General features: G+C 72.0%; 11 protein-coding genes. 6 read left to right on the top strand and 5 right to left on the bottom strand.

Features of this window, described 5'->3' with window-relative positions; genetic code table 11:
- The first annotated feature begins 2 nt into the window (after nt 1-2).
- From EDD40_RS28135 to EDD40_RS28125, 3 genes are all read left to right on the top strand, one after another.
- Nucleotides 3-3755: an ABC transporter ATP-binding protein gene (locus tag EDD40_RS28135; protein WP_123745588.1), complete on the top strand. Its 3753-nt coding sequence runs from the start codon at nt 3-5 to the stop codon at nt 3753-3755.
- Between the two features lie 123 nt (nt 3756-3878).
- On the top strand, nt 3879-4514 hold the full coding sequence (locus EDD40_RS28130; protein WP_123745587.1) for a TetR/AcrR family transcriptional regulator: 636 nt from the start codon (nt 3879-3881) through the stop codon (nt 4512-4514).
- A 116-nt stretch (nt 4515-4630) separates the two neighbouring features.
- Nucleotides 4631-6127 carry an FAD-dependent monooxygenase gene (locus EDD40_RS28125; RefSeq protein WP_123745586.1) on the top strand — a complete coding sequence of 499 codons (1497 nt, stop codon included), beginning with the start codon at nt 4631-4633 and terminating at the stop codon, nt 6125-6127.
- Nucleotides 6128-6223: 96 nt separating this feature from the next.
- On the opposite strand, the gene EDD40_RS28120 is transcribed toward EDD40_RS28125, so the two are convergent.
- Complete coding sequence (locus EDD40_RS28120) at nt 6224-6709, bottom strand: SRPBCC family protein (protein WP_123745585.1); 486 nt, start codon at nt 6707-6709, stop codon at nt 6224-6226.
- Entirely contained in the window at nt 6706-7074 is a 369-nt protein-coding gene (locus tag EDD40_RS28115) for an ArsR/SmtB family transcription factor (RefSeq protein ID WP_201437483.1), read from the bottom strand. Before EDD40_RS28115 ends, EDD40_RS28120 begins: the two co-directional genes overlap by 4 nt.
- Nucleotides 7075-7438: 364 nt before the next feature.
- Here EDD40_RS28115 and EDD40_RS28110 point away from each other — a divergent pair, with 364 nt between their 5' ends.
- Nucleotides 7439-11170 carry a multifunctional oxoglutarate decarboxylase/oxoglutarate dehydrogenase thiamine pyrophosphate-binding subunit/dihydrolipoyllysine-residue succinyltransferase subunit gene (locus tag EDD40_RS28110; RefSeq protein ID WP_123745584.1) on the top strand — a complete coding sequence of 1244 codons (3732 nt, stop codon included), beginning with the start codon at nt 7439-7441 and terminating at the stop codon, nt 11168-11170.
- A 72-nt stretch (nt 11171-11242) separates the two neighbouring features.
- Nucleotides 11243-11422 (top strand): DUF6104 family protein, encoded by a 180-nt coding sequence (locus EDD40_RS28105; protein ID WP_123745583.1) that lies wholly within the window; start codon nt 11243-11245, stop codon nt 11420-11422.
- Nucleotides 11423-11482: 60 nt separating this feature from the next.
- Here EDD40_RS28105 and EDD40_RS28100 read toward each other — a convergent pair whose 3' ends face one another.
- Genes EDD40_RS28100 through EDD40_RS28095 form a run of 3 tightly spaced genes read right to left on the bottom strand, consistent with a single transcriptional unit; the run spans nt 11483 to nt 13659 of the window.
- Nucleotides 11483-12475 carry an aldo/keto reductase gene (locus tag EDD40_RS28100; RefSeq protein ID WP_123745582.1) on the bottom strand — a complete coding sequence of 331 codons (993 nt, stop codon included), beginning with the start codon at nt 12473-12475 and terminating at the stop codon, nt 11483-11485.
- Nucleotides 12476-12501: 26 nt separating this feature from the next.
- On the bottom strand, nt 12502-12660 hold the full coding sequence (locus EDD40_RS41935; RefSeq protein WP_170184867.1) for a hypothetical protein: 159 nt from the start codon (nt 12658-12660) through the stop codon (nt 12502-12504).
- 60 nt (nt 12661-12720) lie between these two features.
- Nucleotides 12721-13659, bottom strand: a complete 939-nt coding sequence (locus EDD40_RS28095) for a LysR family transcriptional regulator (protein WP_123745581.1) — start codon at nt 13657-13659, stop codon at nt 12721-12723.
- Between the two features lie 71 nt (nt 13660-13730).
- On the opposite strand from EDD40_RS28095, the gene EDD40_RS28090 reads away from it, so the two are divergent.
- Nucleotides 13731-14621, top strand: coding sequence for a dihydrodipicolinate synthase family protein (locus EDD40_RS28090; protein WP_123745580.1), 891 nt, complete (start codon nt 13731-13733; stop codon nt 14619-14621).
- The last annotated feature ends 20 nt before the right edge of the window (nt 14622-14641 follow it).

Here is a 14641-nt window from a genome sequence, read left to right as displayed (position 1 = left end):
CTATGTTGGAAGTCGTGACTTCTCCCGACGGCTGGATCCGCAGACTCGCCAGGGCGTGCTGGCAGCACCGTGCGCTCGTGGTGCTGTCGGTGCTCGCCGCCGTCGTCGGCGTCGGGTTGCAGGCCGTCGGCCCGTTGCTGATCAAGGTCGCGGTCGACGACGCGATGGCCGGCCGCACGGACCGCCTGACCTGGCTCGCGATCGTCCTGGCCGGTCTGGAGCTGCTGACCTTCGGCACCGCGTTCGTGCGCCGGTACCTCGGCGGCCGGCTGGCCGTCGACGTGCAGCACGACCTGCGCCAGGCGGTGTTCGGCGCGGTGCAGCGGCTGGACGGGCCGAAGCAGGACGCGCTGCGCACGGGCCAGGTGGTGTCCCGCTCGATCACCGACCTCCAGCTGGTCAACAGCCTGCTGTCGATGACGCCGCTGGCGCTGGGCACGGTGGTGTTCGCGGTGGCGGCCGTCGTGGCGATGGTCTGGCTGTCGCCGCTGCTCACCGTGATCGCGCTGGTGATCATCCCCGCGGTCGGGGTGGTCGCGGCGCGCAGCAGGCTCACCCTCTTCCCGGCCACCTGGTCGGCGCAGCAGCGCGCGGCCGACGTGGCGCAGCACGTCGAGGAGACCGTCACCGGCGTGCGCGTGGTGAAGGGGTTCGGCCAGGAGGCCCGCGAGGTCTCCCGGCTGGAGTCCCGCGCCGGGCTCCTGTTCGCCGAGCGGATGCGCGCGGCCCGCCTGACCGCCCGCCCGTCCGCGACGTTGAACTCCCTGCCCTACCTCGGCCAGGTGGCGGTGCTGGCGCTCGGCGGCTGGATGGCGCTGCGCGGCGAGGTCACCCTCGGCACGTTCCTGGCGTTCGCGACGTACGTGGCCACCCTGGTCGGCCCGACCCGCCTGCTGGCGAGCCTGATGGTGACGGCCCAGCTGGCGCGCGCCGGCGTGGAGCGCGTGTACGAGCTGGTCGACTCCCAGCCGACGGTCGTGGACGGCGACCACGACGTGCCCGCCGGCCCGGTGGCCGTCGAGCTGCGGGACGTGACGTTCGGCTACACGCGCAGCGAGCCGGTGCTCTCGGGCGTGTCCCTGCGCGTGGAGCCGGGCGAGACCCTCGCGATCGTCGGCACGGCGGGCTCGGGCAAGTCGACGGTCTCGCTCCTGCTGCCCCGGTTCTACGACGTGCACGAGGGCGCGGTGTCCGTGGGCGGCGTGGACGTCCGCGACCTGCGCCTGACCTCGCTGCGCCGGACCGTGGGCACGGTGTTCGAGGAGGCGTTCCTCTTCTCCGACACCGTCCGCACGAACATCGCCTACGGGCTGCCGGACGCCTCCGACGAGCAGGTGGAGGCGGCGGCGCGGGCGGCCGAGGCGCACGAGTTCATCGCCGCCCTGCCGAACGGCTACGACACCGTCGTCGGCGAGCGCGGCCTGACCCTGTCCGGCGGCCAGCGCCAGCGCGTCGCCCTGGCCCGCGCCCTGCTCTCCGACCCGCGCGTGCTGGTGCTGGACGACGCGACCTCCGCCGTGGACAACGCCACCGAGGCGGCCATCCACCGCACGCTGGCCGCCGTGACCGCGGAGCGCACGACGCTGCTGATCGCGCACCGGCGGTCGTCGCTCACGCTGGCCGACCGCATCGCCGTGCTGGACGCGGGCCGGGTGGTCGACATCGGCACCCACGCCGAGCTGCGGGAGCGGTGCCGCCTCTACCGCGAGCTCCTCGCGGGTCCGGGCGAGGCGATCGAACAGGTCGACCCCCGTGCCGACGCCAGGCTCGAACCGGGCCCGGACGGCACGACCCCGGACCTCTGGCCCGAACCCGAGGGCGACGAGCTGGCCGTGCGCGCGGCGAACCGGGCCGTCGGCGCGGACACCTCCCGGGGTGGTGGCGGCTCGTCGGCGCTGGTGGGCGGCACCCCGCCGACCCCGGAGCTGATGGAGCGCGTCCACGCCCTGCCGCCCGCCGAGGACGTGCCGACCCTGAACGGCGAGGACCCGCGCGCACCCGACCCGGGGTTCCGGCTGCGCACCCTGCTCCGCCCCGTGCGATGGGCGATGCTGGGCGTGGCCGGTCTGCTCCTGATCGACACGGCGCTGGCCGTCGCCTCGCCGAACCTGGTGCGCCTGGGCATCGACCGGGGTGTCGTCGGCGGCCAGGCGGGTTGGCTCTGGGCAGCCGCCGGGATCAGCTTCGCCCTGGTGGTGCTGGGCTGGGTGTCGGCCGCGGCGGGGACCGTCGTGACCTCCCGGCTCGGTGAGCGCCTGCTGTACCTGTTGCGCGTGCGCAGCTACGCCCACCTGCAACGACTGGGCCTGGACTACTACGAGCGCGAGATGGCCGGCCGGATCATGACCCGGATGACCACCGACGTGGACGCCCTGTCCAGCTTCCTGCAGACCGGTTTGACCACGTTCGCGATCAGCGTGCTGACCGTCGTGGGCATCGCCGTGGCCCTGGTCGTCACCGATCCGGGTCTCGCCCTGGTGGCCCTGGCCGTCCTGCCGATCCTGCTCATCGCGACGGTGTTCTTCCAACGGCTCTCGTCGGCGGCTTACGCGGAGGCGCGGGAACGGGTCAGCGCGGTCAACGCCGACCTCCAGGAGAACGTCTCGGGCCTGCGCGTCTCCCAGGCCTACACGCGGGAGGCGCGTTCGGCCGAGGCCTTCGCCGAGCGCAGCGACGCCTACCGCCGCTCGCGCATCCGGGCGCAGCGGTACATCGCCACCTACTTCCCGTTCCTGTCGCTGCTCTCGGGGGTGGCGCAGGCCGGGATCCTCGTGGTCGGCGCGTACCGGGTGGCGGAGGGCACCCTGTCCCCCGGCGTGCTGCTGGCGTTCGTGCTCTACCTGGGCTTGTTCTTCTCGCCGCTGTACCAGCTGTCGGGCGTGTTCGACGGCTACCAGCAGGCCAGGGTGGGCTTGAGCCGCATCGGCGAGCTGCTGCGCACCCCGACGACCGTCCCCCCGGCCGCCGACCCCGTGCCCGTGGCGCACCTGCGCGGCGAGGTGGAGCTGCGCGACGTCACGTTCGCCTACCAAGGCACCACCAGTCCGGCCGTCGAGGACATCTCGCTGCACGTCGCGCCCGGCGAGACCGTCGCGTTCGTCGGCGCGACCGGCGCGGGCAAGTCGACCCTGGTGAAGCTCGTGGCGAGGTTCTACGACGTCACCGAGGGCACCGTGCTGATCGACGGCGTGGACCTGCGCGCCTACGACTTGTCGGCGCTGCGCCAACGCCTCGGCATCGTCCCGCAGGAGGCGCACCTGTTCGGCGGCGACATCGCGGAGAACGTCGCCTACGGCAAGCCGGACGCCACCCGGGCCGAGATCGAGGCGGCGGTCCGGGCGGTCGGCGCCATGCCCGTGGTCGCCGCCCTGCCCAACGCCTTCCACCAGCAAGTGGGCGAACGCGGCCAGGGCCTGTCCGCCGGCCAACGCCAACTGGTCGCCCTGGCCCGCGCCGAACTGGTCCAACCGACGATCCTGCTCCTCGACGAAGCCACCGCCGCCCTGGATCCCGCCACCGAGTCCGCGGTCCTGGCCGCCAACGACCACCTGTCCGGCGCGAGAACCACCTTCGTCGTCGCCCACCGCCTGGCCACCGCCGCCCGCGCCGACCGGATCGTGGTCCTGTCCGAGGGCCGGATCGTGGAACAAGGCACCCACACCGAACTACTGGCCGCCAACAACCACTACGCCCGCCTCTGGTCGCACGGCGCCAACACCGAACCGGACCCGAGCGAACTGACCCCAAGCCACTGACTCGGCGAAGGACGCAAGGCGGCCACCGGGAGGGCCGGCCACACCCACCCATCCGAATCGCCACCCCTGAACTTTCCAACTCGGCAACTTTGCCAACTCGGCAAGTTTCGCTACTCTGGCCGCATGGCGACCGACCAAGGCGGACTGCGCGAACGCAAGAAGCGGCAGACGCGGTTCGCGTTGAGCCAGGCCGCCATCCGCCTCACGCTGGAACGCGGCTGGGACGACGTCTCGGTGGAGGACATCGCCGCCGCCGCGAACGTGTCGGAGCGGACCTTCCGCAACTACTTCGCCGGCAAGGCCGAAGCGATCGTCGCCACCCACGTCGAGCGCGGCCGGCGCACGGCCGAGGCCCTCGGCGACCGCCCGGCCGACGAACCGCTCTGGGACGCGCTCGTCAACGCCATCGTCGCCCAGTTCGAACCACCGCCGGGAAGCGACGGCACGGTGCCCGGCCCGCATCCCGCCGAACTCCCCGCCGGGTACCCCGCCGCACTCCAGAAGCTCCTCGCCGAACCAGCCGTCCAGTACGAGGTCTTCCGCGCCCACGCCACCGCCCAGGACGAGCTGACCGCCGCCATCGCCGACCGCACCGGCACCAGCGCGGACGACCTGTACCCGCAGCTCGTCTCCGCCGTGGTCAGCGCAGGCCTCGGCACCGCGCTCACCCGGTGGACCCAAGACCCCACGGGCTCCATCGCAGCCGTCCTGCGCGACGCCTTCGACCAGATCCGCACCGGCCTGCCCGACCCGCGCTGACCAAGCACCTCAGACACCTCAGACCACGCCCGCCCGACGGGCTCCCAGTCATCCCCGAAACACCTGGCACACCCCTGAACCACTTGGCACATCTCCCAAGACAAGGAACGCGACCCATGGACGTGGTCATCGTCGGCGGCGGGCCGAACGGGCTCATGCTCGCCTGCGAGCTCGCCCTGGGAGGTGTCCGGCCGATCGTGCTGGAACGCCTCCTCGCCCCCAGCGCCGAACCCCGGTCGAACGGCCTGGTCGGTCAGGTCGTCCGCATGGTCGACCGCCGCGGCCTGTACGAACGGCTCAGCGGCCGGGCCGGTCCGCCCGTCCCCAACACCAGCTACTTCATGTTCGCCGCGATGCCGCTCGACCTCGGCCTCCTCGCCGACAGCCCGATCTACAACCTCCCCGTGCCGGAACTGGACACCGTCCGGGTCCTCGAAGGACGCGCGACCGAGCTGGGTGTCGAGATCCGCCGCGGCCACGAGTTCACCGGTCTCGACCAAGATGCCGACGGCGTCACCCTCACCGCCAACGGCCCGGACGGCGCCTACGAGCTGCGCACCCGGTACGTCGTCGGCGCCGACAGCGCGCACAGCCCGGTCCGCAAGGCGGCCGGCATCGGTTTCCCGGGTGTCACCCACGACCGGTCGACCACGCGTGCCGCGCACGTCTCCGTGCCGTCGGACTGGCTCGACCCCGCGACCGGCGCGCTGATCGTGCCGGGCCACGGCCCTGTCCTGCCGTTCCTGTCGGTGCGGACCGCGCGCGGCGGCTTCTCGTACGCACCCCTGCCGGGCCGGCCACCGCTGGTCGCCACGACGGAGTGGGACGAGCCGGCGGCGACCACTCCGATGAGCTTGGACGAGTTGCGCGCCAGCGTCGCCCGAGTGCTGGGCGCCGACGTCCCGCTCGACCCGCCACCCGGCCCCGGCCCGCACGTGCTGCGCAGGCTCGACGGCGGCAACACCAGGGTCGCCGAGCGGTACCGGGACGGGCGGGTGTTCCTCGTCGGGGACGCCGCGCACGTCTTCGCCGCCGGCGGCACCGGGCTCAACCTCGGCCTCCAGGACTCGATCAACCTGGGTTGGAAGCTCGCGGCGGCGGTCAACGGCGGCGTCGACGTCCTCGACACCTACGAGGCCGAACGCCGCCCGGTGGCCGACCGGACCATCACCTACTCGCAGGCCCAGGCCGCGCTGCTGTCACCGGGCGAGGACGTCACCGGGCTGCGCGGCCTGTTCGGCGAGCTGCTCACCCAGCCGGGTGTCGTGCGGGTGGTGGCCGCCCTGGTCGCCGGCGCGGACGTCCGCTACCCGGTCGGCGACGACGCCCACCCGCTGGCGGGCCTGCCCGCCCCCGACCTCGACCTGCGCACGCCGGACGGCACGATCCGCCTCGCCGAGCTGGTCAGGTCGGCCCGACCGCTGCTGATCGACCTGACCGGGACCGGCGCCCTGCGCGTCGACGGCGTCGAAGTCGTCCGCGCCGAGGCCGACACCGACGTCACCGCGCTGCTGCTGCGCCCGGACTCCTACGTGGCGTGGGCGTCGAGCGACGAGCACCCGGACCAGGCCGGACTCCGCTCCGCCGCCACCCGCTGGTTCGGCAACCCCTGACCAGCCCTCCACACCGCCCCACCCGACGAGGCAACCCCGCAGGCTTCCACACCTGCGGGGCCGTGGAGCCGATCGCCCGGACCCGAGGCCTGCCGATCAGCCCTCGACGAGCAGTTCGTCCAGCTGCTCGTACCCCTCGACGACCCCGGTCTCCATGCCGCTGGCCATCGCCGCGTCCCGCCCTTCGGTCGTCTCGAACACGCTGATCGCGTGCAGCCGCGTCCGCCCGCCCCCGAGGTCCTCGAACGTCACCGTCTCCAGGCACACGCCGTCCGGGAAACCCTCGAACGTGAACGTCTGCACGATCCGCTCACCGGGCCGCACCTCGTGGAACGAGCCGTAGAACCGGTACTCCTCGTCACCGCGGGTGTGCGCGTACCGGTACGCGCCGCCGGTCGTCGCGTCCCACCGGTCCACCCGCATGGTCACCGAGCGCGGCCCCAGCCACCTGACCACCAGCTCGGGGTCGACGTGCGCGCGGAACACGGCGTCCACCGGGGCGTCGAACTCCCGGGTGATGTGGATGGTGGGCAACGCCGGGTCGGCGCTGATCGCGGTCTCCGGGTGCTTGGTCGTGATCATGATGCTTCTCCTTCGGCTCGGGTCTGCTCGGTGTCGTCCTCGGCCGCCAGCTCGGCGAGCACGGCGTCCAGTCGCTGGTAGCGCCGCTCCGCCTCCTGCCGGTAGCGCTCGATCCACTTCGTCATCAGGTCGAACACCTCCGCCTCGAGGTGGACGGGCCGCCGTTGCGCCTGCTTGCTGCGACTGACGAGCCCGGCGTCCTCGAGCACCTTGAGGTGCTTCGACACGGCTTGCACGGTCACGGAGTACGGCCCGGCCAACTCGTTCACGGTCGCGTCGCCCACCGCCAGCCGCGCCACCATGTCGCGCCGGATCGGGTCGGCCAGGGCCGAGAAGACCCGCGACAACTGGTCGTCCACCGCCATCTCCTTACTCAACCTCTCGGTTGAACAAACCATACGAGCCCCACCCCACGAAGTCAACCAAACGGTTGAAAGCAGAGGTCAGAGCCGCCCAGGACACCACGTTTCAGCCCTCTGAACACCTCACACCCCACCGAACCCCACCGTGCGCACAACTACTCCGAGTCGACGCACCACCGCGGGTGTGACGGGCTTAACCTCAAGTCATGCTCAAGCACCCATAACACGGACCGATCACCTGACCGATTCTGTGAGAGAGCACTCGGTGCGCTGCCCCTCCTGTGTGTGAACTGCACCAGACGGGGGACTAGCCTGACCATGAGTGAGTCATTACCAAGAGCGAGATGGATAGAGGCGAGCGCCAGCCGTGTCCAGCAGCAGTCCTGCTTCTCAGTTCGGCCCCAATGAGTGGCTGGTCGAGGAGATGTACGAGCAGTTCCTCGCCGATCCGTCGTCCGTGGACCCGGCCTGGCACGACTTCTTCGCCGACTACAAGTCGACGCAGCGGTCGGGCAACGGGGCGACGGGGGCCGCGGAGAACGGCACCACGACCGCCACCAAGACCGCTCCGGCCCAGGCCGCGCCGCCCACCGCGACCACCGCCGCGGCGTCGACCGCGCAACCGCCGCAGCAGCAGCCGAAGAGCCAGGCAGCCCAGCCCGGGACGACGGCTCAGCCGGACCGGAAGCCCGCGGCCAAGCCCGCCGCCAAGCCCGCACCCGCCCAGGCCGCCAAGGCCGCGCCGGTGCAGCCGGTCAAGGGCGAGGAGCAGAAGCAGCTGCGCGGCGCCGCCGCCGCCATCGCGAAGAACATGGAGCTCTCGCTCACCGTTCCGACCGCGACGAGCGTGCGCGCCGTGCCCGCCAAGCTGCTGGCCGACAACCGCATCGTGATCAACAACCACCTCAAGCGCACCCGCGGTGGGAAGGTCTCCTTCACCCACCTCATCGGGTACGCGGTGGTGCGGGCGCTCAAGGCGTACCCGAACATGAACCGGCACTTCGGCGAGGTCGACGGCAAGCCGTTCGTGATCACGCCGGAGCACGTGAACTTCGGCCTGGCGATCGACCTGCCCGGCAAGGACGGCGCGCGCACGCTGGTCGTCGCCTCGATCAAGGGCTGCGAGAACATGACGTTCACGCAGTTCTGGCAGGCCTACGAGGACCTGATCCGCAAGGCGCGGACCGGCTCGCTGACCACCGAGGACTTCTCCGGCACCACCATCTCGCTGACCAACCCCGGCACCATCGGCACCAACCACTCGGTGCCGCGCCTGCAGGCCGGTCAGGGCACGATCATCGGCGTCGGCGCGATGGAGTACCCGGCGCACTTCCAGGGCACCAGCGAGCAGGCCCTGACCGACATGGGCGTCAGCAAGGTCATCACGCTGACCTCCACGTACGACCACCGCGTCATCCAGGGCGCGGAGTCCGGCGAGTTCCTGCGCCGCATCCACCAGCTCCTGCTGGGCGAGGACGGCTTCTACGACGACGTCTTCACGTCGCTGCGGCTGCCGTACGAGCCGATCCGCTGGGTCGCCGACATCCCCGAGGGCGCGGTCGACAAGACGGCCCGCGTGATCGAGCTGATCGACGCGTTCCGCACCCGCGGCCACCTGATGGCCGACACGGACCCGCTGAACTACCGCCAGCGCAGCCACCAGGACCTCGACGTCCTGTCGCACGGCCTGACCCTGTGGGACCTGGACCGGGAGTTCCCGGTCGGCGGGTTCGCGGGCCAGGAGCGGATGCGGCTGCGCGACATCCTGGGCGTGCTGCGCAACTCGTACTGCCGCACGGTCGGCGTCGAGTACATGCACATCCTCGACCCGGAGGAGCGCCTCTGGATCCAGGAGCGCGTCGAGGTCCCGCACGAGAAGCCGCCGGCCACCGTGCAGAAGTACATCCTGTCGAAGCTCAACGCCGCCGAGGCGTTCGAGACGTTCCTGCAGACCAAGTACGTCGGCCAGAAGCGGTTCTCGCTCGAAGGCGGCGAGACGGTCATCCCGCTGCTCGACGCGGTGCTCGACAAGGCCGCCGAACACGAGATCGACGAGGTCGTCATCGGCATGCCGCACCGCGGCCGGCTGAACGTGCTGGCGAACATCGTCGGCAAGCCGATCTCGCAGATCTTCCGCGAGTTCGAGGGCAACCTCGACCCCGGTCAGGCGCACGGCTCCGGCGACGTCAAGTACCACCTGGGCGCCGAGGGCAAGTACTTCCGGATGTTCGGCGACGGCGAGACGAAGGTGTCGCTCACCGCGAACCCGTCGCACCTGGAAGCCGTGGACCCGGTCCTCGAAGGCATCGTCCGGGCCAAGCAGGACATGCTGGACAAGGGCGGCGAGGGCTTCACCGTGCTGCCCGTCGCGCTGCACGGCGACGCCGCGTTCGCGGGCCAGGGCGTGGTCGCCGAGACGCTGAACCTGGCGCTGGTGCGCGGCTACCGCACCGGTGGCACGGTGCACGTGGTCGTGAACAACCAGGTCGGCTTCACCACCGCGCCCGAGCACTCGCGCTCGTCGAAGTACTCGACCGACGTGGCGAAGATGATCGGCGCGCCGGTGTTCCACGTCAACGGCGACGACCCCGAGGCGTGCTACTGGGTCGCCAAGCTCGCGGTGGAGTACCGGCAGGCGTTCAACAAGGACGTCGTGATCGACATGGTCTGCTACCGCCGCCGCGGCCACAACGAGGGCGACGACCCCTCGATGACGCAGCCGGCGATGTACGACGTGATCGACACCAAGCGCTCGGTGCGCAAGACCTACACCGAGTCCCTGATCGGCCGCGGCGACATCTCCGTCGAAGAGGCCGAGAAGGCGTTGCAGGACTTCTCCTCGCAGCTGGAGCACGTCTTCAACGAGGTCCGGGAGCTGGAGAAGCACCCGATCAAGACCTCGCCGTCGATCGAGGAGGAGCAGCAGGTCCCGACCAAGCTGCCCACCGGCGTCGACCGGTCGATCATCGAGCGGATCGCCGACGCGCACGTGAACCTGCCCGACGGCTTCACCCCGCACCCGCGGGTCAAGCCGGTGCTGGAGCGGCGCGCCAAGATGGCCCGCGAAGGCGGCATCGACTGGGCGTTCGCCGAGCTGCTCGCGTTCGGGTCGCTGGTGCTGGAGGGCCGCACGGTCCGACTGGCCGGTCAGGACTCGCGGCGCGGCACGTTCGTGCAGCGGCACGCCACGCTGGTGGACCGCAAGCGGTCCGAGGAGTACACCCCGCTGCAGAACCTGGCCGAGAGCCAGGGCAAGTTCATGGTGTACGACTCGGTGCTGTCGGAGTTCGCGGCGCTCGGCTTCGAGTACGGCTACTCCGTGGCCAACCCCGACGCGCTGGTGCTGTGGGAAGCGCAGTTCGGCGACTTCGTCAACGGCGCGCAGCCGATCATCGACGAGTTCATCTCGTCCGGTGAGGCCAAGTGGGGCCAGGTGTCCGACGTGGTGCTGCTGCTGCCGCACGGTCACGAGGGCCAGGGCCCGGACCACACGTCCGGCCGGATCGAGCGGTTCCTCCAGCTGTGCGCGGAGGGCTCGATGACGATCGCGGTGCCGTCCACCCCGGCGAACTACTTCCACCTGCTGCGGCGGCACGCGCTGGACGGCGTGAACCGCCCGCTGGTGGTGTTCACGCCGAAGTCGATGCTGCGCCTGAAGGCCGCGATCAGCCCGGTCGAGGCGTTCGTGGAGGACAAGTTCCAGTCGGTGATCGACGACCCGACCGGCATCGACCCGAGCGCGGTGCGCAAGGTCCTGCTGTGCAGCGGCAAGATCTACTACGAGCTGCTGGCCGAGCAGGAGAAGCGGGGCGCGAAGGACGTCGCCGTGGTGCGCGTCGAGCAGCTGTACCCGGTGCCGGCGCGCAAGCTGACCGCCGCCCTGGACCGCTACCCGAACGCCACCGAGGTCCGCTGGGTCCAGGAGGAGCCGGCGAACCAGGGCGCGTGGCCGTTCTTCGGGCTGGCGCTGCCCGAGCTGCTGCCGTCGCGGTTCGTGGTGAAGCGCGTGTCGCGCCGCCCGATGGCCGCGCCGTCGGCGGGTTCGTCCAAGGTGCACGAGGTCGAGCAGCGCGAGCTGATCGCGAAGGCGTTCGAGTAGGACCTGGTGGACTGTGCCGAGCCGTCGAGACCTCCGGGTGTCGACGGCTCGGCCCGTCAGTGGAGGAAGACCGTGTACTTCACCGATCGCGGCATCGAGGAACTGGAGTCCCGGCGGGGCGAGGAGGAGGTGACGTTCGCCTGGCTGGCCGACAAGCTCCGGGCGTTCGTGGACCTGAACCCGGACTTCGAGACGGCCGTCGAACGCCTGGCCACCTACCTGGCGCGGGACGACGAGGACGTCGAGGACTGACCGTCCACGCCGCACCGGGCGGCGGACCGCGGCCCGCCGCCTCGCGTTCGCCGGTCACCGCTACCAGGCGTACGCCTCCGGTGCGGGGTTGGGGCCGTTCGGGCCCGGGGCCGGGAAGAGGTCGTCCAGGGTGGCCAGGACTTCCGCGTCGAGCTTGAGCTCGGTGGACCGCAGGGAGCCGTCCAGCTGCTCCCGGGTGCGGGGGCCGATGATCGGCGCGGTGACGCCCGGCTGGTGCAGGAGCCACGCCACGCCGAGGTGGGCCGGGTCCTCGCCGAGGTCCGCCGACAGCTTCTCGTAGGCCTCGATCGCGTCCCGGCGCTTCTCCAGCACCTCCAGGCTGCGGCCCGTCGTGCCGCGCGACCCGCCGCCCTCGCGCTGCTTGCGCAGGACGCCGCCGAGCAGCCCGCCGCCCAGCGGCGACCACGGGATCACGCCGACGCCGTAGTGGCGTGCCGCCGGCAGCACTTCCAGCTCCACGAACCGGTTGACCAGGTTGTAGATCGACTGCTCGCTGACCAGCCCCAGGAAGTGCCGCTCGCGCGCCGCCTCCTGCGCCTGCGCGATGTGCCACCCGGCGAAGTTGGACGACCCGAAGTAGATCACCTTCCCCTGCTGCCGCAGCACGGAGAAGGCCTCCCAGATCTCGTCCCACGGCGTGGCCCGGTCCACGTGGTGCATCTGGAGCAGGTCGATGTAGTCGGTCTGCAACCGCTGCAGCGACGCGTCCGCGGCCCGCCGGATGTGCAGGGCGGACAGCCGCTTCTCGTTCGGCCAGTCACCCATGTCGCCGTACAGCTTGGTGGCGAGCACGGTCTTCTCCCGCCGACCACCGCCCTGCGCGAACCACCGGCCGATGATCTTCTCGGTCACGCCCTCGCCCCGCTGCCACCCGTAGACGTCGGCGGTGTCGAAGAAGTTGATGCCGTGCTCGTGGGCCCGGTCCATGATCGTGTGGCTGTCGGCCTCGGACGTCTCCGGGCCGAAGTTCATCGTGCCCAGGCACAGTCGGGACACGGACAGGCCGGAACGGCCGAGCTGGGTGTACTCCATGCGACCAGCCTGCACCAGAACGATCCTCACGACCACCCGGCGACCACGCCCACCGCGAACTGGTCGATCGGCCGGGCCGGGCCGGGTCCGCGTTCACCGTCGACCCCGTCGACGATCCGGCAGACGCCGCAGACCGGGACGAGCAGCGGCGCGGCGACGAACTCGGGGCGTGTGATCGCTGTCATGCCGTGGGTCCTGCGGAACTCGCGGCCGGAGCTGATCGCTCGCGCGGGCGGTCTTCCGACTCACTCCTGAGCGGGAGGGGCGAGGTAGGCGCGGGTCGAGGACTCCAGCGCGGCCACGCACGCGGCGACCACCGGATGCCCGCCCGCGCCACGGCGGTAGGCGATGCGGGTGCGGCGGTGGACGTCCAGCGGCACCAGGCGGACGTCGGCCGGCGGGCGGGTCGCGCCCAGCTCGGGCACGAGCGCGACGCCCTGCCCGGCGGCGACGAGGGCGAGCACGGCGGTGAAGTCGTCGGCGTGGTGGCGCACCCCGGCGGTGAAACCGGCCGCCTGGCAGACCCTCATCGCCACGGTGTGGCACAGCGTGCCGGGGCTGCCCACGATCCACGCCGCGTCACGCGTGCTCGCGATCGCGTCGTCGGGCCGACCACCGGGCCGACCACCCGGCCGGTCGTCGGGTGGGCCGTCGGCGGGCACCGCGAGGAACACCTTCTCGTCCAGCAGCCGCACCGAGTCCACGCCGGGGTCGGACTCGACCGGCGCGATGTCGTAGTCGTGCCACAGCGCCACGTCCAACCGCCCGTCGCGCAACGCGTCCGGCATGTCGACCGGGTCCAGCTCGGTGACCATCAGGTCGAGCGCCGGGTGGTCGCGGCCCAGCGCGACCAGCGCGGCCGGCAGCAGGGTCGGCACGGCGCTGGGGAACGCGCCGATCCGCACCGCGCCGGACAGGCCGGTGCGCGCGGCGGCCAGCGTGGCGGTCGCCGCTTCGAGGGCGGCCAGGATCGTCTCGGCGTGCCGGACGAGCGCGGTGGCGGCGGGCGTGAGGGTCACGCCGCGGCCGGTGTGCTCCAGCAGCGGCACGCCCGCTTCGCGTTGCAGGGCGGCGAGCTGCTGCGACACGGCGGAGGCCGTGTAGGCGTGGGCGCGGGCGACGGCGGCGATCGTGCCCAGTCGGGCCAGGTCGCGCAGGAGCCGCAGGCGGCGGACGTCGAGCATCAGTTCAGCTTACGGTTGCCGTGAGGAACACGAACTGGTGCTTCACGGTTCGGCCGGGCACCGTGGGCGGTATGACGCTCACCGGCCTGCACGTCCCGCTGATCACGCCGTTCGACCGGTCGGGGGCCGTGGCCCTCGACGCCCTGGAAGCCCTCGCCCACCAGGCGTTGGACGACGGCGCGCGTGGCCTGGTGGCGTTGGGCACCACGGCGGAGCCCTCGTCGCTCAGCCCGGTGGAGCAGCAGGCGGTGCTCGGGGTGGTCACCCGGGTCTGCCGTGAGCGCCACGCGCCGCTGATCGTCGGCGCGAACACCGCGCAGGCCCTCCAGGCGTTGGCCGACCACCCGGAGGTGGTGGCGTCGCTGACCGTGGTGCCGTCGTTCGTCCGGCCGGGCGAGGACGGCGCGCTGGCCCACCTGACCCGGCTGGCCGCCGACAGCCCGGTGCCGCTGGTCGTGTACGACATCCCGTACCGGACGGGTCAGTACCTGTCCGCGGCGGCGCTGCGACGCCTCGGCGACGTGCCCGGCGTGGTGGGTCTGAAGTACGCGGCGGGCGGGATCAACGCCGACACCGTCGAGCTGTTCGCCGACCTGCCGTCCGACCTGGCCGTCCTGGGCGGTGACGACACGTTCATCTCGCCGCTGCTGGCGCTCGGCGCGCACGGCGGCATCCTGGCGTCGGCGCACGTCGCCACCGCCGGGTTCGTCCGGCTGATCGACGCCTGGCACGCCGGTGACGTGGCCGCGGCGCGGGCCCTGGGCGGGCGGCTGGGCCGGCTGTCGGCGGCGCTGTTCGCCGAGCCGAACCCGACCGTCGTCAAGGCCGTGCTGCACGCCCGGGGCCGGATCCCGACCCCGGACGTCCGCCTCCCGCTGCTGCCGGCGCACCCCGACAGCACCTCCGCGGCCCTCGCCGCCCTCGACTCGACGGCCCCGGTCGCGGTCGGTCCGAACGGGTGACGGCCGGAGCCGGCCGCGCT

It is taken from the genome of Saccharothrix texasensis (assembly GCF_003752005.1).
In the GTDB taxonomy this organism is placed as follows: Bacteria; Actinomycetota; Actinomycetes; order Mycobacteriales; family Pseudonocardiaceae; genus Actinosynnema; species Actinosynnema texasense.
This window is presented reverse-complemented; position numbering and strand designations above follow the sequence as displayed.